At 67.8% G+C, this 24,510-nt stretch carries 18 protein-coding genes; 7 read left to right on the forward strand and 11 right to left on the reverse strand.

The window, feature by feature from the left end:
- Window positions 1-623: 623 nt before the first annotated feature.
- The 7 genes from G6045_RS20590 to eccB form a co-directional block, all read right to left on the reverse strand.
- On the reverse strand, window positions 624-926 hold the full coding sequence (locus tag G6045_RS20590) for a WXG100 family type VII secretion target (protein ID WP_165333497.1): 303 nt from the start codon (window positions 924-926) through the stop codon (window positions 624-626).
- Window positions 927-989: 63 nt separating this feature from the next.
- Window positions 990-1,337 carry a WXG100 family type VII secretion target gene (locus tag G6045_RS20595; protein ID WP_165333498.1) on the reverse strand — a complete coding sequence of 116 codons (348 nt, stop codon included), beginning with the start codon at window positions 1,335-1,337 and terminating at the stop codon, window positions 990-992.
- A 46-nt stretch (window positions 1,338-1,383) separates the two neighbouring features.
- A complete protein-coding gene (locus G6045_RS20600) occupies window positions 1,384-2,481 on the reverse strand; it encodes a S8 family serine peptidase (RefSeq protein ID WP_328707839.1) in 1,098 nt (365 codons plus the stop codon).
- A gap of 193 nt (window positions 2,482-2,674) precedes the next feature.
- A complete protein-coding gene (locus G6045_RS20605) occupies window positions 2,675-4,426 on the reverse strand; it encodes a hypothetical protein (RefSeq protein WP_165333500.1) in 1,752 nt (583 codons plus the stop codon).
- Window positions 4,423-4,923: a hypothetical protein gene (locus tag G6045_RS20610; protein ID WP_235968105.1), complete on the reverse strand. Its 501-nt coding sequence runs from the start codon at window positions 4,921-4,923 to the stop codon at window positions 4,423-4,425. Before G6045_RS20610 ends, G6045_RS20605 begins: the two co-directional genes overlap by 4 nt.
- Before the next feature lie 303 nt (window positions 4,924-5,226).
- Window positions 5,227-6,486 (reverse strand): type VII secretion-associated serine protease mycosin, encoded by a 1,260-nt coding sequence (gene mycP / locus G6045_RS20615; RefSeq protein ID WP_165333501.1) that lies wholly within the window; start codon window positions 6,484-6,486, stop codon window positions 5,227-5,229.
- Between the two features lie 12 nt (window positions 6,487-6,498).
- The gene (gene eccB, locus G6045_RS20620) at window positions 6,499-8,007 is read right to left on the reverse strand and encodes a type VII secretion protein EccB (RefSeq protein ID WP_165333502.1); all 1,509 of its coding nucleotides are present in this window, start codon (window positions 8,005-8,007) and stop codon (window positions 6,499-6,501) included.
- Between the two features lie 217 nt (window positions 8,008-8,224).
- Between eccB and eccE the strand changes: the two genes are divergently transcribed.
- From eccE to G6045_RS20635, 3 genes are all read left to right on the forward strand, one after another.
- Entirely contained in the window at window positions 8,225-9,559 is a 1,335-nt protein-coding gene (gene eccE / locus G6045_RS20625) for a type VII secretion protein EccE (RefSeq protein WP_165333503.1), read from the forward strand.
- Entirely contained in the window at window positions 9,556-10,275 is a 720-nt protein-coding gene (locus tag G6045_RS20630; RefSeq protein WP_165333504.1) for a hypothetical protein, read from the forward strand. The genes eccE and G6045_RS20630 overlap by 4 nt, the downstream gene beginning before the upstream one ends.
- 86 nt (window positions 10,276-10,361) lie before the next feature.
- Window positions 10,362-10,595, forward strand: coding sequence for a DUF397 domain-containing protein (locus G6045_RS20635; RefSeq protein ID WP_165333505.1), 234 nt, complete (start codon window positions 10,362-10,364; stop codon window positions 10,593-10,595).
- A gap of 44 nt (window positions 10,596-10,639) precedes the next feature.
- Here G6045_RS20635 and G6045_RS20640 read toward each other — a convergent pair whose 3' ends face one another.
- From G6045_RS20640 to eccCa, 4 genes are all read right to left on the reverse strand, one after another.
- Window positions 10,640-11,263, reverse strand: coding sequence for a hypothetical protein (locus tag G6045_RS20640; protein ID WP_165333506.1), 624 nt, complete (start codon window positions 11,261-11,263; stop codon window positions 10,640-10,642).
- Window positions 11,264-11,285: 22 nt separating this feature from the next.
- A complete protein-coding gene (locus G6045_RS20645; RefSeq protein ID WP_165333507.1) occupies window positions 11,286-13,562 on the reverse strand; it encodes a hypothetical protein in 2,277 nt (758 codons plus the stop codon).
- Window positions 13,562-14,044 carry a hypothetical protein gene (locus G6045_RS20650; protein ID WP_165333508.1) on the reverse strand — a complete coding sequence of 161 codons (483 nt, stop codon included), beginning with the start codon at window positions 14,042-14,044 and terminating at the stop codon, window positions 13,562-13,564. The genes G6045_RS20645 and G6045_RS20650 overlap by 1 nt, the downstream gene beginning before the upstream one ends.
- Window positions 14,045-14,180: 136 nt before the next feature.
- Window positions 14,181-18,146 carry a type VII secretion protein EccCa gene (gene eccCa, locus G6045_RS20655; RefSeq protein ID WP_165333509.1) on the reverse strand — a complete coding sequence of 1,322 codons (3,966 nt, stop codon included), beginning with the start codon at window positions 18,144-18,146 and terminating at the stop codon, window positions 14,181-14,183.
- 305 nt (window positions 18,147-18,451) lie between these two features.
- Here eccCa and eccD point away from each other — a divergent pair, with 305 nt between their 5' ends.
- From eccD to G6045_RS20675, 4 genes are all read left to right on the forward strand, one after another.
- On the forward strand, window positions 18,452-19,966 hold the full coding sequence (gene eccD / locus G6045_RS20660; protein ID WP_165333510.1) for a type VII secretion integral membrane protein EccD: 1,515 nt from the start codon (window positions 18,452-18,454) through the stop codon (window positions 19,964-19,966).
- A gap of 256 nt (window positions 19,967-20,222) precedes the next feature.
- Window positions 20,223-20,513, forward strand: a complete 291-nt coding sequence (gene rpsO, locus G6045_RS20665; protein WP_165333511.1) for a 30S ribosomal protein S15 — start codon at window positions 20,223-20,225, stop codon at window positions 20,511-20,513.
- A gap of 382 nt (window positions 20,514-20,895) precedes the next feature.
- Complete coding sequence (locus G6045_RS20670) at window positions 20,896-23,127, forward strand: polyribonucleotide nucleotidyltransferase (protein WP_165333512.1); 2,232 nt, start codon at window positions 20,896-20,898, stop codon at window positions 23,125-23,127.
- Window positions 23,124-24,503, forward strand: coding sequence for a M16 family metallopeptidase (locus tag G6045_RS20675; protein ID WP_165333513.1), 1,380 nt, complete (start codon window positions 23,124-23,126; stop codon window positions 24,501-24,503). The genes G6045_RS20670 and G6045_RS20675 overlap by 4 nt, the downstream gene beginning before the upstream one ends.
- The last annotated feature ends 7 nt before the right edge of the window (window positions 24,504-24,510 follow it).

Below are 24,510 nucleotides of genomic sequence, written 5' to 3' on the forward strand. Positions count from 1 at the left end.
CGCACGCCTTCTCCGCTCCCGCGGAACAAACGGAACAGATCCACCCGCCCCGAGGAGTGACGGGCACCACGCCAGGTGGACACCCCCCCGGCATGCCTTCCGCAAGTCCGATGGCGGTGGTGCTCTCGCTGCCCGCCGCTGTGGGGGTGGCCGGCGGCGCGTGGATGCTGTGGCGGGGCGCTGGGGAGTCCTGACGGAGTCCGAGGAGGGGAAGCTCGGCGGCGACCCGGGGGAGCGGGACGGGTGCACCGAACTCGTCGCCTTCGACGTCGACTCCGGCAAGACCCTCTGGCACAAGCATCTGAAGGAGGCCGAAGGCGCACCGCCGTTCGTCTTGGGACTGACCATCAGCCAGGGAGTCGTAGCCGTGTCATGGGCGGAGGCCTCGGCAGCCTTCGACCTTGCGAGCGGAAAGCTGAACTGGACGAAGAACGCCACCACCACGTGCAAGGACCAGTCGTTCGGAGGCGGCAGCGCACCGCGCGAACCAGTCGATCGGTGCGGTCGTCAGCCTCGATCCCGCGTCCGGAAAGCAGGGCGGGCCGTCCGGCCTGTGAGACACCGAAGTGGGGTGGGCACCTCCCGCGCGTGCCCACCCCACTGTCGGTTTCAGAAGCGCTCGCCTACTGGAAGTAGCTGGCAGCCTTCTTGTCGCCGGCCATGTAGTCGCCGCCGGCGAGGGAGACCTGCGTGCCGATCTGCTTGAGCGCGGTGTGGATCGTCGTAGCACGCGAGTCCCACTTGGCCTGCAACTGCAGGTATGCCTCGTGAGCTTCGCCTTCCCAGCCCTCGCCGACCTTCTGGACCGCGCGCTGGAGAGCAGAGAGGCACTCTTCCACGCGCCGGGCCTCGTTGCCGAGGTCGGTCGTGGCGCCGTCGAGTGCGCCGTACTTTACGACGAGTTCGTCGGGAACATTCTTTGGCATGGTGAATCCTTCTCCTGATAGAAGACGGGGGCGGACCCGTGGAATCCGCGCGTCAGTACGTTCTCAGAGCCGGTCGAACGCCGACGACCTGCCGCTGTCCTGGGCGGCGAGAGGATCGATCCTGTCGAGCCGCGCGCGGATTTCTTCTTCAGTGGTGGTGGTGTCACCGCTCGTCTGGTGGATCTTGTGCAGCATGTCCGCGAGATCCCGGCCGATTTCGTTGATGACGCCGTTGATCTGGTTCTGCTTGGCGTCGAACGCCCCGGCGCCGATTCCCTGCCACTGCCCTTCCAGGCTGTCCAGGGTGCCGTTCAGGTTCCGCACGGCCACCTGAAGGTTGTCGTACTGGGTGTCCATCTCGGTCACCAGGCTCTTCAGCTCGGCTTTGGATAGCTTGCGTCCGCCAGCCATGTTGTCTCCTTCTCTTGGCTTCCACTGACACGCACGCGCACGTCAGCTATGTGGTGCGCCGCTTTCGCGCTACGGCGATTGCTCCGGCGGCTGCGATGACGATGACCGCAGCGCCACCGACGAGCAGGCCGGTCCGGCTGCTCTCGGAGTCCTTGCTCGTCCCTGCGACCGCGACCTTGTCGCCGGACTTGTCCTGCTGTCCTTGCTGCTCCTGCGGCGAAGCGGCTGCGGAGGGCTTGGAGGAGGCCTTTGTGTTGAGGGTCTTCTCGTTGGTCAGCGGGTTGATGTCGGGGTCGCCGGGCTTGCCAACGCCTCGACTCAGATGGGCGTTGGGCCGGATGACCCCGTGTCCGAGATAGCTGCTGACCGTCCCGGCCTTGGTGCCCTTGGCCTGTGCAGCGCTCTCGATCATGACCCGGAGGACCTGGTTGGCGGTCCAGTCGGGGTGCTCGGACCAGATGAGGGCGGCGGAGGCGGAGGCGAGGGCAGCGGAGTTACTCGTTCCGCTGGCGTCGCAGTAGCTCTTGAAAGTCTTGTCGCACCAACCGGGAATGTCGTTTCCGGGTGCAGAAAGGTCGACGACGTCGCCGTGCTGGGAGTAATCGCCTGCACGCCCGTTTTGGTCGATACCCCCTACGCCGACGACCTCAGGGAACGCAGCTGGATACTGCTTCTTGTTTCCCGTTTTGGCGTTGTTGCCCACTGCTGCGAAGAACAATTTTCCCTTGCTCTGCGCGTATTGGACTGCCTCTCGCTGCCCAGTCTGGATGTAATCGCTACCGAAAGACATGCTGATGATCTGTGCATCGCTGTCGGCCGCGGCGCGAATAGCGTCCTGCACATCGAAGGCGTTCACCTTGTTCTTGTTTTGCTGCTCTGTGTTGCTCACACGCATTGGAATGATCTTGGCATCCGGTGCCAAGCCCTTTACGCCGCCACCTTCGCCGGTTCCGGCGATCAACTCGGCCATGGTGGTTCCATGTCCGCTGTAGTCGTCCGTCGCTTCGCCCTTCATCTCTGAAGCATCGAAGCCTTTGAGGACTTGCCCTTCGAGGGAGGGGGTGGAGGCGTTGACGCCTGTGTCGATGACGGCGACCTTGATACCCGCGCCAGTGGAGGCCTTCCACATTTCCTCGGCATGCATGGCATCGAGGTACCACTGCCGGGACTGGACATCTGCTGCCGCTGCAGGAGCGGACACCCCTCCAACGGCGAGTGCCGCGGCCGCCGTTGAGGCCAGCACGCCCACGAGTGAACGTCGCTGGAGAAGGTGCCTTTTCACGCTCAAGCCCAGTCTCAAACCGTGCGTCATCCTGACTTCCGAGCCTTTCTCGTACCTAGTCGATCACCGGCGGAACTGCACCACGCCGCCGGGCCGTCCACGTCTCTTCGTCTTCCGTCAGGTAGTCCGGCCTTGCAGATGCGGACTGCTCTTCCTCATCTGGCCGTTGCTGCCCGGGCCTTCGGCCAGTCAGCCCCGAGCCCCCTGCGGTGAACGCTCCGCCTGCAGGCCTGCGGCCAGAGTCGTTGCCGCGGGGCGTACCGACGACTCCGTTGGAGCTGGGAGTGCCGCGCCCAGCGGGGCGCTGTGCACCGGCCGGGTTGGATCCGATGACACCGGACTGACCCGGCCTCGCTGCCGTACCGCGCCCGGCAGCGGGTCCTTCCCCGCCGACAACCGTGCCGCGAGGCAGGCGTGAAGGCGTGGAGCCTGTGCCGTTGCGCTGGGGGGAGCCGCCCATGATCCCGTTCGGGTTTCCCGCTCGGATACCGCTCGCTCCCGCGCGGCCGAGAGGCCCGGTCTGCCCGGTACCTCCTCCGGACCTGGGGGCGGGAGTGCCCCCAACGATTCCCGGCCGACCGACAGGGTTCGCTCGTCCGGGCGTGGTCTGGCCCTGACCGACCGAAGTCGGACGCCCCGTGATCCCAGGGGAGCGTCCAGTCGTCGGGTTGCTGGCGCCCGCGGTGGGAGGCCGACCGACGGGCCCGGTGGCTCGCGAGGTGCCAGTCGGAGGCTTCGCGCCTCCTTTGCCCATCTGAACAGGGTTTACAGGGCCGGTTGCGAACGGCGGGACGGGCCCGTTCGACGGTCCGGTGGAAGGGATGGTCGTCGGAGGCGTCGGACCGGTGGCTGTGGTCGGCGCGGGAGGCGTGGCCACGCTGTCGATCTCCATCGACACATTCTGCTGAGGTGCTGCCACCACACCAGCAACTGAAGGGGTGGTGCTACCAGTTACTTCTGGAGCTCCACGCTCGCCGCCGACTGAGGCAGCGGCGCCTTGAGCACGAGCGGTCCCACCATCGGTACCTGGGGGCCTCCACTCACCCGCCGGCAGCGGAACCGCCGCCTTCAACCCCTCCGGAAACTTAGGCTCCGCCTGCCCAGCCAACATCTCCTCGGACACCGCATAGAACGACGCCAGCCGGTTCATCTGGTTGATCGCCTCCTGGCGATCCCCCTCGACCTTCTGGGCCATCTGGTACGCAGGATTGCTGTCGATCTTCTCGATGGACGCGAAGTCCTTGGGCTCCCTCGGGTCGAGCCTGGGATCCCGCGGAGGCCTGGCCGCCTGTACGGACGCCAGCCCCGTACTCGCCGTCTTCATCTGCTCGCCCGCACCGTTCGCGAACGTGCCGACGGACCAGGCGTGTTGGGCCAGCGCGCGCCCGAAGCGGCGGAACTCCTCCGCGCCCTCGCCCTTCCACTCGACCTTGGTGACGTACTGGTCGAGCTCCTCGGCCGCCTCGTTGAGCTTGTCCTTGGCCTTGATGAGCGCATCGCCGGCGTGCTCGAGCTCGCTCGGCTTCGCCTGATCCAGCAGGTCGAGCAGGGCGTTGAGCGGCTGCTTGTCGAAGTTGCTCTTGCCGAACGCTCCACCGGGAGTGCCACCGCCGAAGGGCAGCATCTCCTGCAACTGCGTGAAAGCGTCCGACACGCTGTGCATGCCGTGGATATTGGCCGAGGAGGCTGCCTGCTCCGCCTCGTGCTCCTCGGCGTACTCCTCGGGAGTGAGCTCCTTCGGCGGCTCCGCGGGAGCCTTGGGCTCAGCAGCCGATTGAGGCCGGTTCTCGTCACTCACGTCCGTCATCCCCAATCCTCGGTGCCGACCGTCTTGCCGTGGTTGTCCGGACCCTCGTCCTTCGGCTTCGTCGGTGCCTCGGCCTGCGCCCGCCGCTCGGCCTCCGCCTCGGCCCTCTCCCGCTCCACCTCGACCCGCGTCTGAATCGCGTAGAACCGCCGCCGCAGGTCCTCATCGAGGTTGTCGTATCCGACCTCGGAAGCATGGACCGCGATCTGCAGCATCTCGATCTGGTCGCCGAGCGAGCGGGACAGCTTCACCAGCGTCTGGTGCACGCGGTTGTACTGCGTGAAGAAGCCGTCCGCTTCAGGGAACGGCAGGTTGGACCCGCTGAACGCGGTGCGCGTGACCCGCTGCTCGGCCACCTTCGTACTGCCGGCCGCACTGTTCTCCAGCTCGGACAGCAACGTGTCGACCCTGGACTGGAACCGCTTGAGCGCGCCGACGCCCTTCTCCAGGTCACCGTTCCCCGAGCCGGATCCGCCGTCCGCTTTGGACTGCGCCATGATCTGCGCCGCCGCGCCGCCTCCCACAGCTTCGAGCACGCCGCTCGCCCTCCCCGTTTCCCCGTTTGCACCGCTGGCAAGTCATTGCGATAGCAGTAACGCGAATATCACCTATCGCAGGATGACCACTCTATCCACTGCCTACGACAGCACCAACTGTCTTCCGCGTCACGTAACTTCCCTTACCGGCCACCTGAAGCGCCCACCCCGCCGGGCATGATCCGGCACGTCCGATTTGCCCATGCGCCGGCATCGCTCCCGTAACAGGAATGCGAAGAAATCGCGAAGAGAGCGAAGCGGCAGTTACGTCCCACTGCTCGAGACGCGCTGCGCCCGGCGGCGGGAATCCCGGTACGCGACCGCACCACCCGAAACACCGGCCACCAGCACCACGCCGCCGATCAGTACATACGTGGCGAGGCGGGCATTGCGTTCGTCCGGGGTCTCGCCCATCGCCAACTCGCCCGGCTCGGGCGCCTCCGCCGCTGATACACCCTCATGGGGGACCGGTGATTCCAGTGGTCTGTCGTCCTCCGTAAGGGCACGCACCGGGTCGACGACTCCCCAGCCGACGAGGCGGTCATGGCCGGCGATGGAGCGTTCCGCGGTCTGCTCGATCTGGGCCACGATCTGGTGCGCCTTCCAGTCGCCGTGCTTCTCCTTGAGCAGGGCGGCGACCGCCGCCACGTAAGGCGCGGAGAAACTCGTGCCGTTGTCCGCGCAGTGCCCGCCGGCGGGCACGGTGGAGACCATGTCGACGCCCGGTGCCGCGACGCCCACGAACTCGCCGGACTGCGAGAACTGCGCCCGCTCGTTGTTGCGGTCGGACGACGCGACGGCCAGGACGCCGTCGAAGGCGGCCGGGTACGTCTCCTTGACGTTGCCGCCGAGGCCGTCGTTCCCGGCCGATGCGACGACCACGACGTCCTTGCTCAGGGCGTAGTCCACGGCCTTCTTGAGCTCCGAGTCACCGGCGATCGGATTGACCGTGTCCTGGGAGATGTTGATGACGTCCGCGCGGGCCGAGACGGCGTAGCGGATCGCCGTGGCAAGGGTTCCCGAATCGCCGTTGCCCGCTGCGTCGTTGTGCTGGATCGGAATGATCGTCGCGCCCGGCGCAAGTCCCACGAAGCCCGTGCCCTTGGCCGGCCGCGCCGCGATGATGCCCGCCACCTTGGTGCCGTGCCCGACGACGTCGGTCGTGCCGCGCTCGTTGCCCCGTTCGAGCTTGTTGCCCCGCTCGTCCTTGGCGTCCTTGGGGATCAAGTTACGGCCGGCCCGTACGTCGACAGCGGGCTTGAGCTGTTCGTTCTTGACGTCCACGCCCGTGTCGATCACCGCCACGCGTACGCCCTTGCCGGTCGCTTCCTTCCACAACTGGTCGAGGAGCACGCGCTGCAGTGCCCAGGGCCGGCCCTTGAACTTCTCGCCGCCGAACGTGCACTGCCCCGTGGTGTCCGCCGCCGCACCCGCCACCGGAAGCACGGGAAGCACCGTAAGGCTTACGCAGGTGAGGGCCGTGGCGGCGGCACGTGCCGAAAGGCGCCTGATCGCATACGTCATGACCGCCCCGCCCTACGAGCCCTGCGGCTGCCGCGCCGCACCCGCCGAAAGCCGGGGACCGGTCGGCAGGAAGGTCGACCACGCCGCGGGCACGGGCGTGGGGTCGACGCTCTCGTAACCGAGGCGGGTCTGCGCGTCCTGCTGCTGTGCCTGCTGCTCCTGCTTGTCCTTCTCGGACCCGGACTCACCGATACCGGCGTCGTCGGTGGCGGTGTCGCCGTTGGCCTGCATCGTGTAGCGCAGCCCCGTGTCGGTCACCAGGAACATCGGACCCGACTTCACATCCGTGCCCATGACCTGCCGGAACAGCAGCCCCGTACCCGGAGTGACGTAGGCGCTGCTGCCGCCGCTGGACAGCGGCATGGGGAAGGAGTCGCCCGCCCAAGTGCTCTGTGTCGTCTTGCCGGTGTCCTGATCCACGCCGCGCAGCACACTGCAAACGGTGTCGCGGCTGCCCGGTTCATTGACCGGGTCGGGTGCCTCGGACGGCCACTGCAGATCGGCGCCGAACTCGGCGCCGGGCTCGCTGCCGATCTCGCCGACACTGACCGGCTTCGGCTTGCCACCCTGGCCCACGACCGCCATGTCCTCGCTGTTGAGCAGCACCTTGGCCATGAAGTCGGACACCGGCGCGAGCCGGTCCTTCAGCACCACGTACTGCTTCTGCTCGGAGGCCTCTTCGGTCTGCAGGACCATGCCCACCTTGTAGTTCCCGGGTACGTCGGAGGCGGCTCCGGGGGTGTCGGGGAAGGAGGGCGTACGCACCGGGCTTCCCTTGCCCAGGGTCGCCAGCCACTCGTCGGACACCCGCTGGGGAGCGCCGCCGCTGCCGACGAGCGTCTGCATCAGCACGCGGTCGGTCTTGTCCACCTCGTACGCGACGCCCTTGGCGTCCACCACGTAGCGGACCTGGTCCGGGCCCTCCACGTACAGGAGTTGACCGCCCCTGAGCCGCTGCTTCCCGTCCGTCCTGGCCTGCTCGCGCTCGGCCAGCACGAAGGCCGCCTTCTCGATGGTGCGACCGCCCGCACCCGGCCGCTCGCACACCGCCCACCGCTTGGCCTGACCGGCGTCCTCCGGCTCGGGCAGGCGGTCCGGCGCGTACGGGATCCCGATCGTCGGCCCGTGGTGCAGCTTGCTCTTGTCGAGGAGATCTTCCTTGACGGTGACGACCTTGCCGTTGCCGGACTTCAGCAGGAGCTTGGCGGAGGCCATGTTGAGGACGGGGTGCAGCTGCACCTTGTCGCCGGTCTTCAAGACCACATAGCGCGTCGTCGACTTGTCGGCGACGATCACGTTCTCACCGGGCGTATCCCACCCCTTGGGCGCCACCGGCTTGAACATTCCCCAGGCTCCGAACACCGCCAGCACCACAACCCCGACGATCGCGCCCGGCATCACCGCACGCAGCGGTTTCGGTGCGCCTTCCTCGGTGCCCGACGGGTTGGGCTGCAGGAACTGCGCCACAAGCCTCCGCTTCGCGAAGGTGTAGGCGTTAAGTTCGTCCCGCCGTGATGCCATTTGCTCTGTGCCCCTCTCCCCGTCGGGCGACCAGGGTCCCACATGCGACCCAGGAGCTCACTGTCGTACCGGCCCCCTACTATGCCTGTAGGCGGTCGCCTGCATGAGCCCAGGTAGTGCCGGGGCAGGGCTTCGCCGGGGCTCGGGTAGGGTGAGCGCCCGTCCCAACAGGCAAGCGAACTGCGGCAAATACGGACACAAGGGGGGCAACGCGGCGATGAGTACTGCGACGCGCGACCGCACCGGAAGCGGCGCCGCGAACGCCTCCGCTTCTTCCCGGAGGCAACGGAGCAATCAGACGCCCGTACGCCCCACGGCGCCCGCCGCGAAGACGCAGCTGCGTCCGCGTTCGCGAACGGGCCGGCTCGGACCCTTCCAGCTGCGCCAGCTCGTCCTGGTCGAGGCGGCGCTCGCCGTCGCCGCCGTCGGTGCGGTGCTCGGCGGTCTGTGGCTGATCCCGGCGGTCGCGCTCGCCGCCGTTCTCGTCCTGCTCGCGGTGATACGGCGACGGGGGCACGCGGTCCAGGACTGGGCCTCGACCGTCTCGGCGTTCCGCGCCCGCCGCCGCCTCGCCGCCGAACCGGTCCTGCCGGGCGTCGACCCCCAGCTCGCGCCGACGGTGGAATGCGTCCCCGGCCTGGCTCCGCACACCTATGTCGACCGCGATCGCCGCACGGTGGGCATGATCGGCGACGGCACCTTCCTGACCGCGGTCGTACGGGTGGAGGCCGGCGGCGAGGCCCTGCGCCCCGCGTTCGGCGCGCGCGCTCTGCCGCTCACCCTCCTCGCGGACGCCCTCGAAGTCGACGACATCGTCCTGGAATCGGCCCAGTTGGTGCAGCAGGTCCGCTCGGCGCCGGCTCCGCACCTGCCGCAGCAGTCGGTCGCGCGCCTGTCGTACGCACCGCTTCAGCAGCAGACCGGCGCACCGGCCCTCCGTATGACCTGGGTCGCCCTGAAGCTCGACCCGGAGCTGTGCGCCGAAGCCGTGGCGGCCCGCGGCGGCGGCATCGAGGGCGCGCAGCGCTGCCTCGTGCGCGCCGCGGACCACATCGCGAGCCGCATCACGGGCGCGGGCTTCCGTACGGCGGTCCTCGACCAGGACGAGCTCAACGCCGCCCTTGCCACCTCGGCCTGCGCCAACCCGATGCTCGCGGCGCGTGCCACCCGTCCGGACACGGCGCCGCAGCGCCGTACCGCCGAGACCGCTCGCGTCTGGCGCTGCGACGACCGCTGGCACACCACGTACGCGGTCGGCCGCTGGCCCGAACTCGGCCGTGCCGCCACGCCGTTGCCCCGTCTGGTCTCGCTCCTGACCTCGATTCCGGCATACGCGACGACCTTCAGCCTGACCGTGCGGCGAGGCGACCACCGGCAGTCCATGACGGTGAACGGGCATGTCCGCATCACGGGCGGCTCGGACAACGACCTGGTCAATGTGCGCCGTTCACTCGAAGGTGCGGCACGCTCCGCCAAGGTCGGTCTCGTACGACTCGACCGCGAGCAAGTCCCCGGAGTCCTCGCCACGTTGCCCCTGGGAGGCGCCCGATGAGCTCGTCCTTGACCGTGCCCGGACGGCTGCGCGGCCTCCTGGGCCCCCGTCACCCGGGCCACGCGATGCCGCTGGACGACCTCGGCGCCCTGACCCTCCCCGTCGGCGACGACGGCGTGGTCATCGGCGACGACTCCGAGGGCCGCCCTCAGATGATCGGCTTCCACCGGCCCATCCCGTACGAGGTGCTGCTGATCGGCGGCCTGTGGACCGCCCAGGTCCTGGCGCTGCGCGCCGCGGGCACGGGCGCGCGCGTGGCCGTCGAAACGGGCCGCGCCCAAGCCTGGACCACGCTGGCCCAAGCCGCCGGTGCGGGCCTGGAGTGCATGACGCTGCACGGCGTCGGCCGGGTACCGCCCATGGGCGCGACGGTCGGCAGCCCGGTCCTGGTCGTCCGCGACTGCGGTATGCGCCCACCGCGCGGCCGTGTCGTCGCGTCCCCGTGGCAGTCGGTCCTGACCCTGCTCCCGTACATGAGCCCGGTTGCCCCCCGCCTGATGCGCAACTCGGCCCTGGTGGGCATCCAGCGCGTCTCTCCCGGCGAAGCCGAACAGATCGGCAAGATCCTCAGCTTGAGCGCCGCGGAGATCGAAGCCCTCCCGACGCTGGCCGACGGCGTCACGCTCTGGTGCGCCGGCGCGGACCGCCAGTGGGTCATGACGATGGGCACGGACGCGGAGTCGGGCCTGCTCGGCGTCGCCCGCCGAATCGACTGAACTTTCCCTCAACTCGCCCGGCACACAGGGCCGACGGGGCACCATGACCCGTGTCACGAACACTTCACCCGAAGGGGAGAACGGGCATGGGCACCCAGCAGGAGAAGGACGAGCTGTACGCACTCGACATCACCAACGTCGAGTGGCTCAGCCCTCCGGGCACGGAGGGTGCGACCGAGCGAGTCGAGATCGCCTACCTCCCGGGCGGCGGCGTGGCAATGCGCTCATCGGTGGACCCGGCCACGGTCCTTCGGTATACGGAGGCGGAGTGGCGGGCGTTTGTGCTGGGGGCCAGGGATGGGGAGTTCGACCTGACCTAGGGCCAGACAGTGCTGGTTGACGAGAGGACTGTGACAACCGCGGATCATCCGCCGGTCGGAGCAGGCACCTTCGCCGGGAGGTTGGCCACATCGGCACAGCCCATCTTGTCCGCAAGCCGACGAGAGACCGAGTTCAGGATGGTCATTTCATCGGCGGCGAGAGGGAGAATCGTGAACAGGGTCGCCTTTACGAATTGCGTCGTCCCTGAGTCCCCTTTATTCGGGCACGAGAAGAACAGTGTGGCGCCGCCTTGTTCGCCGACAATGGCGAACTCACCCATAGGGAACTCGTACTGATTGCGCCGATCTGCACCTTCAGGGTCGGGGGATGGGTGTCGATTGACTGCTTCGAAATCGATATCGAGGAGCGGTTTCCCCGCGCTCTCCTTGTTGGATACGTAGCATGTAGCTCGTTCCGACGTGTCCGAGTGCAGGTTCTTGACTACCCGGTCGAGGGTGAAAGCTTCCGAAGTTCCAAAATAATTCTCCTCGAAGTTACTGGAGCCGGAGATCTTCTCCAGTGCCGTTCTTGACGAAGAGTCCAAGGTCCCGTCGCAGATTTCCGAGGCTGAAAGTCCGGTCGGCTCATTTGGCTTCGATGTGCATCCAGATGCACTCGCGATCACGGCCATGATGCCGATGGACGCGAGCCAAGATCTGCTGTTCATGGGCTACCTGTGTCCTCTATTTTCAGTCTTTGTGGGGCGGCAGTCCGCGGTAGTCACCTTGTCCCGCACCGGTGCCCAAATAGGCTGATTCGATTCCCTGAGTCCACTGCTCTCTGTCCAGATCGTCTGCCAGCTCGTCATCACCCTTGACGTAGGACGCGTAGGCTTTGTCGAGGTCCCCAGCGCCAGCAGCGAAGAACTTTGATTCCGTCATTTGCGCCTTGGCAGTGGGGTCTTCCTCCGCCCCATCCGTTCCCTTGTCGATCTCCTGGCCGATGAAAGTGCCCAGAATCTCTCCAGCCGTGTCCGCTGCGACTGGGGCGAATACCAGTGCCGCGGCCGTGGAGCCAGGAACGGGGATGGCGGCGATGCCGCCCGCAATTACTGCGCCGGCAGCCACCTTCTTCCAGTCAGCCCCACGCTCGAGCGCCTTGTTCGCTTCCTCTGTATCGCCGTTGGCGTCTGCGGTTACCTGCTGGGAGTAGGACTGGTCAAGGATCCCTCGGGCCTCGGCGCCCGTGGTCAATGCATCGCGTGCATTGTCTAGCTGAGCGTCACTGTTGGGCGGGTTGGCGTCCAACATGCTGAGTGTGTAGAGGTGTTGCGCCGAGGTAACCGTGGCGTGTGAAGTTTCGTTCTGCCCAAGCAAGCTCAGGAAGTTGATGGCGCCTTGGTTGCCGAAGTCCGCCCGCCCGCCGTACTGGGCAGGGAAAGATGATGCGTCTCGTGTGTCGTTGTCGATGCCCGACAGGCTGTAGTTGAGATCGTCGATGTATGCGGCGCCCATCTTCCCAAGACTGTCTGCCATTTCTGGCTGATCATGCAGCATCTTGGGTGCGTCTTCGGTGCCGTAGAGATACGCAACCTGCTCCATCACATCCGCAGTCGCCTCAGTCCTGCGGTCCCCGGTGCCTGGAATCATCGGATCCTTCGCCGACATGGGATCCGCGTCGTAGGCGTAACCCGTCGTAGCCGCCTCGAGGGCGTGCCCCAGAGAATCCCTTCCAGCCATGACATCGCGATCGCCCTCGAAGGTGGGATCCGCGTACCAATGACGTTCCTTGGTCAGGTACTTGAGGTTCTCGCTGACCTCGGATTCCTTGTCGACGTAATCGCCGTCCACGCCAGGGGACTGGAAGAACTGGGCGGACGCCTCCGGGTTGTGCCCCAGGGCCTGAAGGAATCCGCTCACCGGATCCCGCCCGCGATCGTTCTTGTCCCAGAAGTTCAGGTTTGACTGATCGTGGTTGTTGACCCAGAACGGTGTGCCGTGATGCGAATCGGTGTCGACCTGCTTGTCGAACTCCAGGAGGCGGTCGCCGTAGCTGGTCAAGAAGTCCGTGTCGTAATCGCCGAAGCGCATGAGGTTGCTCATTACGACAAAGCTGCGCGGGCCGTCCTCGTATTCACCGAGGCGCTTTTCGCCGAGCGATGTGATCGACGATTCCCACTTGTCCATCGATGCACTGTCCGAGCGCGTCGCTGTGCCCAGCGTGATGCCGAGGTTCTTCTGAAGCTCTTTCATGGCCTTGAGGCGGTCAGGGTCGTACGTGCCTGCACCGGCAGCCGCGGCACCTGAGTAGAACTCCAGGGTGCCCTTAGGGCCGAGCTTCGTGGCGAACTCCTCCGCGAAGAGCGGGTCGTTCCGGTACTTGGCCAGACCGGCATTGATGGTGTTCAACTCTGTCTTGGTGAGGTCGTCCGGGTCCTTCGCCGCAAGCTTCGCCAGCTCGTCGGCCTTCTTCACGGCTTCGGCGGCCGTGTCCCGGTCGCGGTAGGACGTGTCGGAGAATCCGAGCTCACTTTGATCGGCGATGGCCTTGAGGACCTTCGCGGCCGAACTGTCCGACTCCGTGGCCTTGTCGAGGATCCCCTGGAGTTCCTGGACGACGGCATCAACCGTCTGCTTCGCGTTCTTGGGCTCGGGATGGACGCTGATCATGGCCTCGAAACCGCCGCCGGCCACGCCGTAGACGCTGACCTTCTTCTCCCAGGCGCGGTCGATCGCCTCGTTGAGCTGCCGCTTGAAGTCCTTCAGCTCGTCCCGGGTGTCCCGAAGAATGTTCCGGATACTGTCCGCCTGCTTGCGGGCGTCGCCGAACTCACCGGCCGTCTTGCCGACGAACTGGCGGCTGACCGTGGCGTTGAGCCCCTGCCAGTCCGCCTTCATCGCTGCCTTCTGCAGGCCGGAGGTGGCGGACTTTTCGAGGTCCTCCAGGTTGCTGACCATCTTCGACCAGTCGGTCACCGCATCGTCGAGCAGCTTGAAGTTCGCATGGCGGAGATCTTCAAGATTCATCAGCTACCGCCTTTGCTCTTCGTGCCGGAATCAGCCCAGTTCTCGTCGAAGCCGGAATCGAGTACGGCGATCGAGCTCGTGTTCCGCGCGATGTAGTCGTCGTCGGTCCGGTGCTGCTTGTCCGTGATCGCCAGGTGGTTGTTGATATGGGCGCAGGCGTCCATCAGCGACTTCAGCTGTTCTTCCCAGCGGTTGGAGACGTGCTGAAGCGCAGCGCCGATGCCGAAGCCCTGCTTGGACAGGTCCCCCGCGGCCTTGTCGCTGGAGGGCACGGCGACGCGGGCTTCCTTCCAGAGCCGGTCGTACAGGGTGTGGGCGTGATCGCCGATCTTCGCCAGGTCCTGGTGCTTGACCTTGAGGTCACCGACACCTGAGCCGTCGGTCACGGCCGGCACATCATCCAGCTGATTCAGCTGCATCTGCCCGCCGCCCTGGCGCTCCACAGCCTCCGACTTCAGCTGCTCCCACTCATCCCACGCCATCAGGCGCACTCCCTTCCCCCGTCGACGCCATCAGGAATGGCGGATTCCAGATCAACCTATGGAGCGGGCCGTGCCGCAGGCAAGACCTTGTGGCCTCGCCCACGCCAACGAGGCTCACCGCCCACGCCAACAAGGCTCACTCACCCACAAACCCCGTCTGCACCAACGGATTCCCCCGCCGCCGCGTCACGAAGACGCCCCGGCCCGCAGGCATCGGCCGTGGCCGTACGCCGCCGAAGAGGTCGCCCTCGTTCGGGTCGCCGGAGAGGACCACGCCCTGGGCGCCCAGCTCCATGATTCGCTGCATGAACGGCTCGTACGAGGCCCGGCCGGCCCCCGCCGTATTGCGGGCGATGATGAAGCGGATGCCCACGTCCCGTGCGAACGGCAGCTGTTCCGTCAGCTTCGCCAGGGGGTTGCCCGACGAGGTCGAGACCAGGTCGAAGTCGTCGACGACAACGAAGACCTCCGGGCCCGACCACCAGCTGCGGTCCCGCAGCTGCTGCGCCGTGACCTCCGGGGACGGGGCGCGGCGCTGCATCAGGTCCGCGAGGGCGTCCACGTGGTGGTCCATGGCGTTCGACATCGGGACGTACTCGGCCAGGTGCGAGGGCGGAGTGACATCGAGCAGCGCACGCCGGTTGTCGATGACGAAGAACTTCGCCGCGTTCCCGTCGTACCGCTGCGAGATCTGCGAGATGAGCAGCCGCAGCAGATTCGACTTGCCCGATTCGCTCTCGCCGAAGATCAGGAAGAACGGGTCGCGGTCGAAGTCGACGAAGACCGGTTCCAGGTTGTTCTCGTCGAGCGCGAAGGCCACACCGAGCTCGGGGCGCGCCCCGCCCGCAGGCAGTTCCGCGGCCGGCAGGGAGCGGGGGAGGAGCCGGACCGCGGGGGCGCCCGGCACCGTCCAGTGCCTGGCCACCTCCTGCTGCATGGCCGTCGTCGCCTCCGACAGATCACTGTCCGAGTTGATGCCGTCGATCCGCGGGACCGCCGCCATGAAGTGCAGCTTCTCCGGGGTCATGCCCCGGCCGGGCACTCCGGCCGGGACGTTCACCGCGACCTTGCGGTCGAGTTCGGAGTCCATGGTGTCGCCGAGCCGCAGCTCGAGCCGGTTCATCAGGTGGTCCTTGAGGCTGGACCTGACCTCCATCGAGCGCGATGCGGTCAGTACGACATGGATGCCGTACCCCAGACCACGCGCCGCGATCTCCACGACGAGCGGGTCGAGATTCTCGTACTCGGAACGGAAGTTGCCCCACCCGTCGATGACCAGGAAGACATCGCCCCACGGCTGGTCCGTGAACGAGATCTCGCCGCGGGCCCGCATCCGCCGGAAGGTCGCGATCGAGTCGATCCCCGCCGTACGGAAGTACTCCTCGCGCCGCGCCAGGATCCCGTAGACCTCGGCCACCGTGCGCCGTACCCGCTCGGGGTCCAGACGGGAAGCGACCCCGCCCACATGCGGAAGACCCGCGATCGACGACATACCGCCGCCACCGAAGTCGAGGCCGTAGAACTGCACTTCATGCGGCGTGTGCGTCAGTGCGAAGGCCGAGATCAGCGTGCGCAGCAGCGTCGACTTTCCGGACTGCGGACCGCCCACGATCTGCATATGGCCCGCCGCACCCGAGAAGTCCCGGTACAGCGTGTCCCGGCGCTGCTCGAACGGCTTGTCCACGACACCGAGCGGAACGACGAGCCGGCCGGCCCCTTCGTAGCCGGGCACGGTCAGCCCGCGGCCCTCGACCGCAGTGAGCCCGGGCAGCACCTCGTCCATCGACGGCGGGTTGTCCAGCGGCGGCAGCCACACCTGGTGCGCCGCGACGCCCCGGCCCTCGAGCCGCCGCACGATCACATCGAGGACGGTGTCGGCCAGCGCCTCGTCATCCGCCGCGGACCGCGCGTCCGGCACCAGCGCGGCCGCATCCGGCGCCACGTACCGCACGGGCACGGGGGCCGCCGTGAACGGAACCGGACGCCGGTCCACCGGCAGCGGCCCGCCCGCGACCACCTGCGCTGCTCCGTCCCGATATGTCCCGGAGACGTACGCCGCCTTGAAGCGCACCATCTCGTCCGTACCGAACTTGAGATAGCCCGAGCCGGGCACGTTCGGCAGCGTGTACGCGTCCGGCACACCGATCGCGGCCCGCGACTCCGCCGCCGAGAAGGTCCGCAGACCCACTCGGTACGAGAGATAGGTCTCGAGCCCCCGCAGCCGGCCCTCCTCCAGGCGCTGCGAGGCGAGCAGCAGATGGACGCCGAGCGAGCGCCCGATACGTCCGATCTGCACGAACATCTCGATGAAGTCCGGCTTCGCGGTCAACAGTTCGCTGAACTCGTCGATCACCAGGACGAGTGACGGGATCGGCTGCAGCGGCGCACCGGCCGCGCGCGCCTTCTCGTAGTCGTGGATGTTCGCGTAGTTGCCGGCGTCGCGGAGCATCTCCTGGCGGCGGTTGAGCTCACCGCGGATGGAGTCGCCCATGCGGTCGACGAGGGTCAGATCGTCCGCGAGGTTGGTGATCACCGCTGCCACATGCGGCATTTGGGACATGCCGGCGAAGGTCGCGCCGCCCTTGAAGTCCGCAAGAACGAAGTTCAGCGTCTCGGACGAGTGCGTGACCGCAAGGCCCAATACGAGCGTACGGAGCAGCTCCGACTTACCCGAACCGGTCGCGCCGACGCACAGACCATGCGGGCCCATGCCCTCCTGCGCGGCCTCCTTGAGGTCGAGCATGACGGGCGTTCCGTCCTCGCCCACACCGATCGGCACCCGCAGCCGCTCGGCCTGCGCCCGCGGCCGCCAGGTGCGCGAAACGTCGACCGAGGCCGCGTCGCCCAGGTTCAGCAGATCGGTGAACTCCAGGTTGGCGAGCAGCGGTTCGTCGTCGTCACCGCCGGAGGCCATCCGCAGCGGAGCGAGCTGGCGGGCGAGCGCCTCTGCGGCCTCGTACGAGAGCCGGTCCGGCGTTCCTTCGTAGACGAGGCCGTGGCCGGACTCGAGCTGCAGCCGCTCCCGGTCCACCGTGACGGAGAGCCCGCCGCGTGCCCCGTGGTGTTCGCCGGGCACGACCTCGATGACCGTGACGCCCTGCAGACCCTCGGGCGCGGCCAGCGGCGAAAGCGGCGGCAGGCCCTCGCCGTCGAGAACGACGACGAGATGCGGCTGGTCGAGCAGGGGAGCGCCGTTGACCTGGAAGCGCGGACGGCCGTCGAGCCGGCCGGCGAGCAGCTCCTCCAGTTCCGAGGCCTCCGTGGTGATCATGCGACGGCTGCCCGCACCGTCCGGCGCACCGCCGGACTGCACATGCGGCAGCCACTTCGTCCACTCCCAGTGCGCGGTCGCGTCACGGCGCGCGGCGACCGCGATCAGCAGGTCGTCGGGGGAGTGCAGGGAGGCCAGCGAGCCGACGAGCGCGCGCACGGATCCCCGTACCGCATCCGCCTCACCACTGACCGTCACGTGGTAGAAGGCGCGCAGCGACACCGCCATCGGCAGCTCGTCCAGGGTGCTGTGCGTATGCAGGAACTGCTGCATCGCACCCGCCGTCAGCGGCTCCAGCTCGTCGACCGGCGCCGTCTCGGGGGCGATCAGCGGGGTCGCGAGCTGCTGGGCGCCGAGTCCGATGCGGACCTGGCCGAAGTCGGCGTCGCCGACGCGGCGTTCCCACACCCGGCTGCCCTCGGCGACGAGCGCCCACAGCTGTTCAGGGGCGGGGTGCAGATAGAACTGCGCGTCGCGCTGAAGGTGGGCCGTGCGCTGGACGGTGCGCCGCGTCTGCGCGAGATAGCGGAGGTAGTCACGGCGCATGTCGGCCAGTTGCCCTCGCGTTCCGCGACGGTAACGAACCAGCATCGCGATCGCCATGGCGATCGTGGACGCGATCATCACCATGCCCATGATCCGCATGATCGGATTCGGCGTCATGAAGAAGAAGACGACAGATCCGCCCATACCGAGCATCGGCAGGAGCTGCATCAGCGCACCCTCCTGCTGACCGCGCGGCAGCTCCGGAGGGGGCTGCAACTGCACCTGCTCACCAGGCACTTCGGTGGGCAGAGCGCGCGGTGGGCGCTTGACGACGATCTGGCTCACAGCTCACCAATTCCCTTGCCGGACGGAAATGTTCCTATCGGCGCCCCCGTGGCGACAAGGCCCGTCCGCGGGGGGTGATCCTACTTGCGTACCACGGGACGCACGGGCGGTAGGGTGTCGCGAGATACGGATGAGGTAAGCACCACGGAACGTCTTCCGGCAGTACGCAGCCGCGAACCAGCGCAAAAATCAGGGGCTTTACGGAACCTGCTGCGAAGGTCCGCATCCGCGCCGCTTGCCGGACACCTCACGAACTTCACGTAACACGCAAGAGCTTCACGTAACACGTAAGAGGGGGAGCAGCAGTGAGTACGACCGTCCAAGCGCCGGCCTCGGGCGCGGCGGGCCGGTCCGGCCCCGGAACGCCGGCCGCCGGCGGCACCGGCTTCTGCCGCGTCACGGTCGTGGCCCCCGACAGCCGCGTCGACGTCGCCCTGCCCGATGACATCCCGGTCGCCGATCTCTACCCCGAGATCCTCCGGCTCTCCGGACAGAGCCCGGCTCCCGGCGCCCCTGTCGGCTACCACCTGGTGCGCCGCGACGGCACGGTCCTCGACAGCGCGGGCTCGCTCGCGACCCAGCGCATCCTCGACGGCGAACTGCTCTCGCTGCGCCCCTTCGCCGACTCGCTGCCGCCGGCCGTCTTCGACGACGTCTCGGACGCGGTCGCCTCCGCGGTCGCCAAGGACCGCACGCTGTGGTCCGACGGCCTGATGCGCGGCGCCGGCCTCTTCGGCGGCTCGGTGCTCCTCGTCCTGCTCGCCTTCGTGCTGTGGACCTCGGGCATGGGCCACGACATGCACGGCCTGCCGGGGATCCTGGCCGCCGTCGCGGGCGTCCTGCTGCTCGCTCTGTCGTGCGTACGGGCCCGTGTGTACGACGACCGTGCCTCCGCGGTCGCCTTCGGCGTCGGTGCGCTGGCCAATGCCGCGGTCGCCGGTTCAGGACTGCTGCCCCCGGCCACCGGCCAGGGCGTCGGCAAGCTCCAGTTCCTGCTCGCCTGCGCGGCCGTCCTGCTCTTCTCCGTGATCCTGATGATCGTGACGCTGAGCGGCGACGGCCCCTTCGTGGCCTTCGTCTTCGCCTCCACGATCGGTCTCCTGATCACCTTCGTGGCGATCCTCACCGAGATCGAGCCGATCGAGGCCGCGGCGGTCTGCGCCCCGCTCGCCGTCGGCGTCCTCGCCTTCCTGCCCGGCCTCTCGGCCCGCTTCGCCCGGCTCCCCATCGGCTTCGAGCCGCCCCGTACGACGGTCGGCGACTACGGCAACGGCGACGACCGCACCCCCCAGGGCCCCGTCGACGGCGAGCGCATCGCGGCCCAGGCGCGGCGCGGCCATGAACTGCTCGTGGGCCTGGTAGGCGGCTGTGCGCTCGTCGCCGTGACCGCGGCCGGGGTGCTCGGCTTCTCGGACAACGTGTGGGGCCAGCTGCTCGCCTTCGCCACCGGCATCGCGCTCCTGATGCGCGCCCACCTCTTCCGCTACACCGCCCAGGTCGGCTGCGCGCTCGCCGCCGGCCTCGCCGCCCTGGTGCTGCTCGGCCTCGGGCTCGCCCTGAACCCGCCGCTCGAGCTGTGGAAGGACGCGCTGCGCGGCGACGGCCTGGCCCTGGACATCCGGATGATCTGGCTCACGGCCGCGATCGCGCTCTGTGCCGCCCTGATCACGGCGATCGGCCTGATCGTGCCCAGCAAGGGCGTCACCCCGTTCTGGGGCCGCTTCCTGGAGATCGCCGAGTCCATGGTGCTGCTCACGCTGCTCCCGCTGTGCCTCGCGGTCTTCGACGTGTACCACTCGATCCGGGCGCTCACGTCCTGAACCCGGGCGCTCACGTCCTGAACCCGGGCGCTCACGTCCTGAGCCGGGGCGCTCACGTCCTGAGCCGCACCGGACAGAGGTAAGGCGCGCCACGCCCGGCTGGTACTCTGTGTAACGGCCGTTTGTGTACGCACCTCCGGACCGCAAGAGTCCGGGGCTCGCGCCCGACGGATCCCCGCCTCCCGAGTCACCTAAGTTTCCCTGAGATGTAGACCAGGGGCACTCGGCGGCACATCACTGACACAGAGGAGTTCGCGTGTCCCTCGACACCGCCACGAAGAAGCAGATCATGGCCGAGTTCGCCACCAAGGAAGGTGACACCGGCTCCCCCGAGGTCCAGGTCGCCATGCTTTCGCGTCGCATCTCGGACCTGACCGAGCACCTCAAGACCCACAAGCACGACCACCACAGCCGTCGTGGTCTGCTGATCCTGGTCGGCCAGCGTCGCCGCCTGCTGCAGTACCTGGCCAAGAAGGACATCCAGCGCTTCCGTGCGCTGGTCGACCGCCTCGGCATCCGCCGCGGTGCGGCCGGCGGCGCCAAGTAAGACGCCACAAAGGGAGCGGTTCCCACTCTTCGGGGGCCGCTCCCTTTGCTGTACGTGCGTAGTGGCACCGAGGCTTTGTAGTCTGGTGAGCACAACGCAACACTGAAAACGCATCACCCAGCACCACTCATAGGAGAGGCGCCCCACAGCCGCCGCCGGTCCTCGGTAGTGGCCCCCGGGGCCTCGTAAGCCTCACAGCAGGCGAGCAGGCAACCCCGGGTGCTTCGATCGAAGACCGGCCCGCATCCGAGGCGCGCTTCTCCGCCCAGTCCACCGCCACACGGCGGTCCGGACGCCAGTCCCCCGCCATACGGGCGGTCCAGGACTAAAGACGCATACGTACGCAGACGAACGCGTACGACGAACGTAGGAGAATCCGCTAGTGGAGAACGAGACCCACTACGCCGAGGCCGTCATCGACAACGGCACCTTCGGCACCCGCACCATCCGCTTCGAGACGGGCCGCCTTGCCAAGCAGGCCGCCGGCTCCGCCGTCGCGTACCTGGACGACGACACCATGGTGCTGTCGGCCACCACCGCTTCCAAGCGGCCCAAGGACCAGCTCGACTTCTTCCCCCTCACGGTGGACGTCGAGGAGCGCCAGTACGCGGCCGGAAAGATCCCCGGATCCTTCTTCCGCCGCGAGGGCCGCCCCTCCGAGGACGCGATCCTCACCTGCCGTCTGATCGACCGGCCGCTGCGCCCGTCGTTCAAGAAGGGCCTGCGCAACGAGATCCAGATCGTCGAGACGATCATGGCGCTCAACCCCGACCACCTGTACGACGTGGTCGCGATCAACGCCGCTTCTTGCTCCACGATCCTGGCGGGCCTGCCCTTCTCCGGCCCGATCGGCGCCACCCGCGTCGCCCTGATCAAGGGCCAGTGGGTCGCGTTCCCGACGCACACCGAGCTCGAGGACGCCGTCTTCGACATGGTGGTCGCCGGTCGCGTCCTCGAGGACGGCGACGTCGCGATCATGATGGTCGAGGCCGAGGCCACCGAGAAGACCATCGAGCTCGTCAAGGGCGGCGCCCAGGCGCCGACCGAGGAGATCGTGGCCGCCGGTCTCGAGGCCTCGAAGCCCTTCATCAAGGCGCTCTGCAAGGCCCAGTCCGAGCTCGCCTCCAAGGCTGCCAAGCCGACCGGCGAGTTCCCGGTCTTCCTGGACTACCAGGACGACGTCCTGGAGGCCCTGACCGCCGCCGTCTCCTCCGAGCTCACGCAGGCGCTCACCATCGCCGGCAAGCAGGAGCGCGAGACCGAGCTCGACCGCATCAAGGAGATCGCCTCCGAGAAGCTGCTCCCGCAGTTCGAGGGTCGCGAGAAGGAGATCTCCGGTGCGTACCGCGCACTGACCAAGAAGCTGGTCCGCGAGCGCATCATCAAGGACAAGGTCCGCATCGACGGCCGTGGCCTGACCGACATCCGTACGCTCGCGGCCGAGGTCGAGGCCATCCCGCGCGTGCACGGCTCGGCGCTGTTCGAGCGTGGCGAGACCCAGATCCTGGGCGTCACCACCCTGAACATGCTCCGCATGGAGCAGCAGCTGGACACCCTTTCCCCGGTGACCCGCAAGCGCTACATGCACAACTACAACTTCCCGCCCTACTCCGTCGGTGAGACCGGCCGCGTCGGTTCGCCGAAGCGCCGCGAGATCGGCCACGGTGCGCTCGCCGAGCGCGCCATCGTGCCGGTGCTTCCGACGCGCGAGGAGTTCCCGTACGCGATCCGTCAGGTGTCCGAGGCTCTCGGCTCCAACGGCTCGACGTCCATGGGTTCGGTCTGCGCCTCCACCATGTCGCTCCTGAACGCCGGTGTGCCGCTGAAGGCCGCCGTCGCCGGTATCGCCATGGGTCTGATCTCCCAGGAGATCGACGGCGACACGCACTACGTCGCCCTCACCGACATCCTCGGTGCGGAGGACGCCTTCGGTGACATGGACTTCAAGGTCGCCGGTACGAAGGAGTTCGTGACCGCGCTCCAGCTCGACACCAAGCTCGACGGCATCCCCGCCTCGGTCCTGGCCGCCGCGCTGAAGCAGGCCCGCGACGCGCGTCTGCACATCCTCGACGTGATGAACGAGGCGATCGACGTTCCGGACGAGATGTCCCCGAACGCGCCGCGCATCATCACCGTCAAGATCCCGGTGGACAAGATCGGTGAGGTCATCGGCCCCAAGGGCAAGATGATCAACCAGATCCAGGAGGACACCGGCGCCGACATCACGATCGAGGACGACGGCACCATCTACATCGGTGCCCAGCAGGGTTCGCAGGCCGAGGCCGCGCGCGCCACGATCAACTCGATCGCCAACCCGACCATGCCGGAGGTCGGCGAGCGCTACCTGGGCACCGTCGTGAAGACGACGACCTTCGGTGCGTTCGTGTCCCTGCTCCCGGGCAAGGACGGCCTGCTGCACATCTCGCAGATCCGCAAGCTCGCCGGTGGCAAGCGCGTGGAGAACGTCGAGGACGTGCTGGCCGTGGGCTCCAAGGTCCAGGTCGAGATCGCCGAGATCGACTCCCGCGGCAAGCTCTCCCTGATCCCCGTCATCGAGGGTGAAGAGGGCGGCGACGACAACGCTGCTGACAAGAAGGACGACGCCGACAAGTGACGTCCCGTAGCACCGCGGCGACGGCCCGTACCTCCTCGGAGGTGCGGGCCGTCGCCCGTACCCAAACGCTTCTCAAGGGCAGCAATGGCATCGGCACCGTCCGTCGCACCGTCCTCCCCGGCGGTCTGCGCGTGGTCACCGAGACCCTGCCCTCCGTACGCTCCGCGACCTTCGGCATCTGGGCCCACGTCGGTTCCCGCGACGAGACCCCGGCGCTGAACGGCGCGACGCACTACCTCGAGCACCTCCTGTTCAAGGGCACCAAGCAGCGCACCGCACTCGACATCTCGGCCGCGATCGACGCGGTCGGCGGCGAGATGAACGCGTTCACGGCCAAGGAGTACACCTGCTATTACGCGCGGGTGCTCGACACCGATCTGCCGCTCGCGATCGACGTGGTGTGCGACATGCTCACCGGCTCGCTGATCGAGCAGGCCGACGTGGACGCCGAACGCAACGTGATCCTCGAAGAGATCGCGATGACCGAGGACGACGCCGGCGACTGCGTGCACGACCTGTTCGCGCACACGATGCTCGGCGACACCCCGCTCGGCCGCCCGGTCCTCGGCACGGTCGACACGATCAACGCCCTGGACGCGGGCCGGATCCGCCGCTTCTACAAGAAGCACTACGACCCGCGCCACTTGGTGGTCGCCGCCGCCGGAAACGTGGATCACAACAAGGTCGTACGCCAGGTCCGAGCCGCCTTCGAGAAGGCCGGCGCGCTCAAGGCGACCGACGCCACCCCGATCGCCCCGCGCGACGGCCGCCGCATCCTGCGCGCGTCCGGCAAGGTCGAGCTGATCGAGCGCAAGACCGAGCAGGCCCATGTCGTCCTCGGCATGCCGGGCCTGGCCCGCACCGACGAGCGGCGCTGGGCGCTCAGCGTGCTCAACACCGCGCTCGGCGGCGGGATGTCCTCCCGTCTCTTCCAGGAGGTACGGGAGAAGCGCGGCCTCGCGTACACGGTCTACTCGTACACCTCGGGCTTCGCCGACTGCGGCCTGTTCGGTGTGTACGCGGGCTGCCGTCCTTCGCAGGTCCACGACGTCCTGAAGATCTGCCGCGACGAACTCGACCAGGTCGCCGCCCATGGTCTGAGCGACGAGGAGATCGGCCGTGCGATCGGCCAGCTCTCCGGCTCCACCGTCCTCGGCCTCGAGGACACCGGTGCGCTCATGAACCGGATCGGCAAGAGTGAGCTCTGCTGGGGCGAGCACATGTCGGTCGACGACATGCTGGCCCGGATAGCTGCGGTCACCCCCGACGACGTACGGGAAGTGGCCCGCGAGATCCTGGGGCAGCGGCCCTCGCTGTCGGTGATCGGCCCGCTGAAGAACCGCCAGGCGGCCCGCTTGAGCGAAGCGGTCGCGTAAGACCGCT

Origin of the sequence: Streptomyces mesophilus, assembly GCF_011044995.1 — a bacterium.
Taxonomy (GTDB): domain Bacteria; phylum Actinomycetota; class Actinomycetes; order Streptomycetales; family Streptomycetaceae; genus Streptomyces; species Streptomyces mesophilus.

Coding starts and splice junctions, on each gene's coding strand:
- G6045_RS20650 (WP_165333508.1), bottom strand. CDS start 14,044: ATGGCGTGGGATGAGTGGGAGCAGCTGAAGTCGGAGGCTGTGGAGCGC.
- G6045_RS20590 (WP_165333497.1), bottom strand. CDS start 926: ATGCCAAAGAATGTTCCCGACGAACTCGTCGTAAAGTACGGCGCACTC.
- G6045_RS20640 (WP_165333506.1), bottom strand. CDS start 11,263: ATGAACAGCAGATCTTGGCTCGCGTCCATCGGCATCATGGCCGTGATC.
- G6045_RS20645 (WP_165333507.1), bottom strand. CDS start 13,562: ATGAATCTTGAAGATCTCCGCCATGCGAACTTCAAGCTGCTCGACGAT.
- G6045_RS20605 (WP_165333500.1), bottom strand. CDS start 4,426: ATGACGGACGTGAGTGACGAGAACCGGCCTCAATCGGCTGCTGAGCCC.
- G6045_RS20610 (WP_235968105.1), bottom strand. CDS start 4,923: ATGGCGCAGTCCAAAGCGGACGGCGGATCCGGCTCGGGGAACGGTGAC.
- eccE (WP_165333503.1), top strand. CDS start 8,225: ATGAGTACTGCGACGCGCGACCGCACCGGAAGCGGCGCCGCGAACGCC.
- G6045_RS20630 (WP_165333504.1), top strand. CDS start 9,556: ATGAGCTCGTCCTTGACCGTGCCCGGACGGCTGCGCGGCCTCCTGGGC.
- eccB (WP_165333502.1), bottom strand. CDS start 8,007: ATGGCATCACGGCGGGACGAACTTAACGCCTACACCTTCGCGAAGCGG.
- G6045_RS20635 (WP_165333505.1), top strand. CDS start 10,362: ATGGGCACCCAGCAGGAGAAGGACGAGCTGTACGCACTCGACATCACC.
- G6045_RS20600 (WP_328707839.1), bottom strand. CDS start 2,481: ATGCATGCCGAGGAAATGTGGAAGGCCTCCACTGGCGCGGGTATCAAG.
- G6045_RS20595 (WP_165333498.1), bottom strand. CDS start 1,337: ATGGCTGGCGGACGCAAGCTATCCAAAGCCGAGCTGAAGAGCCTGGTG.
- mycP (WP_165333501.1), bottom strand. CDS start 6,486: ATGACGTATGCGATCAGGCGCCTTTCGGCACGTGCCGCCGCCACGGCC.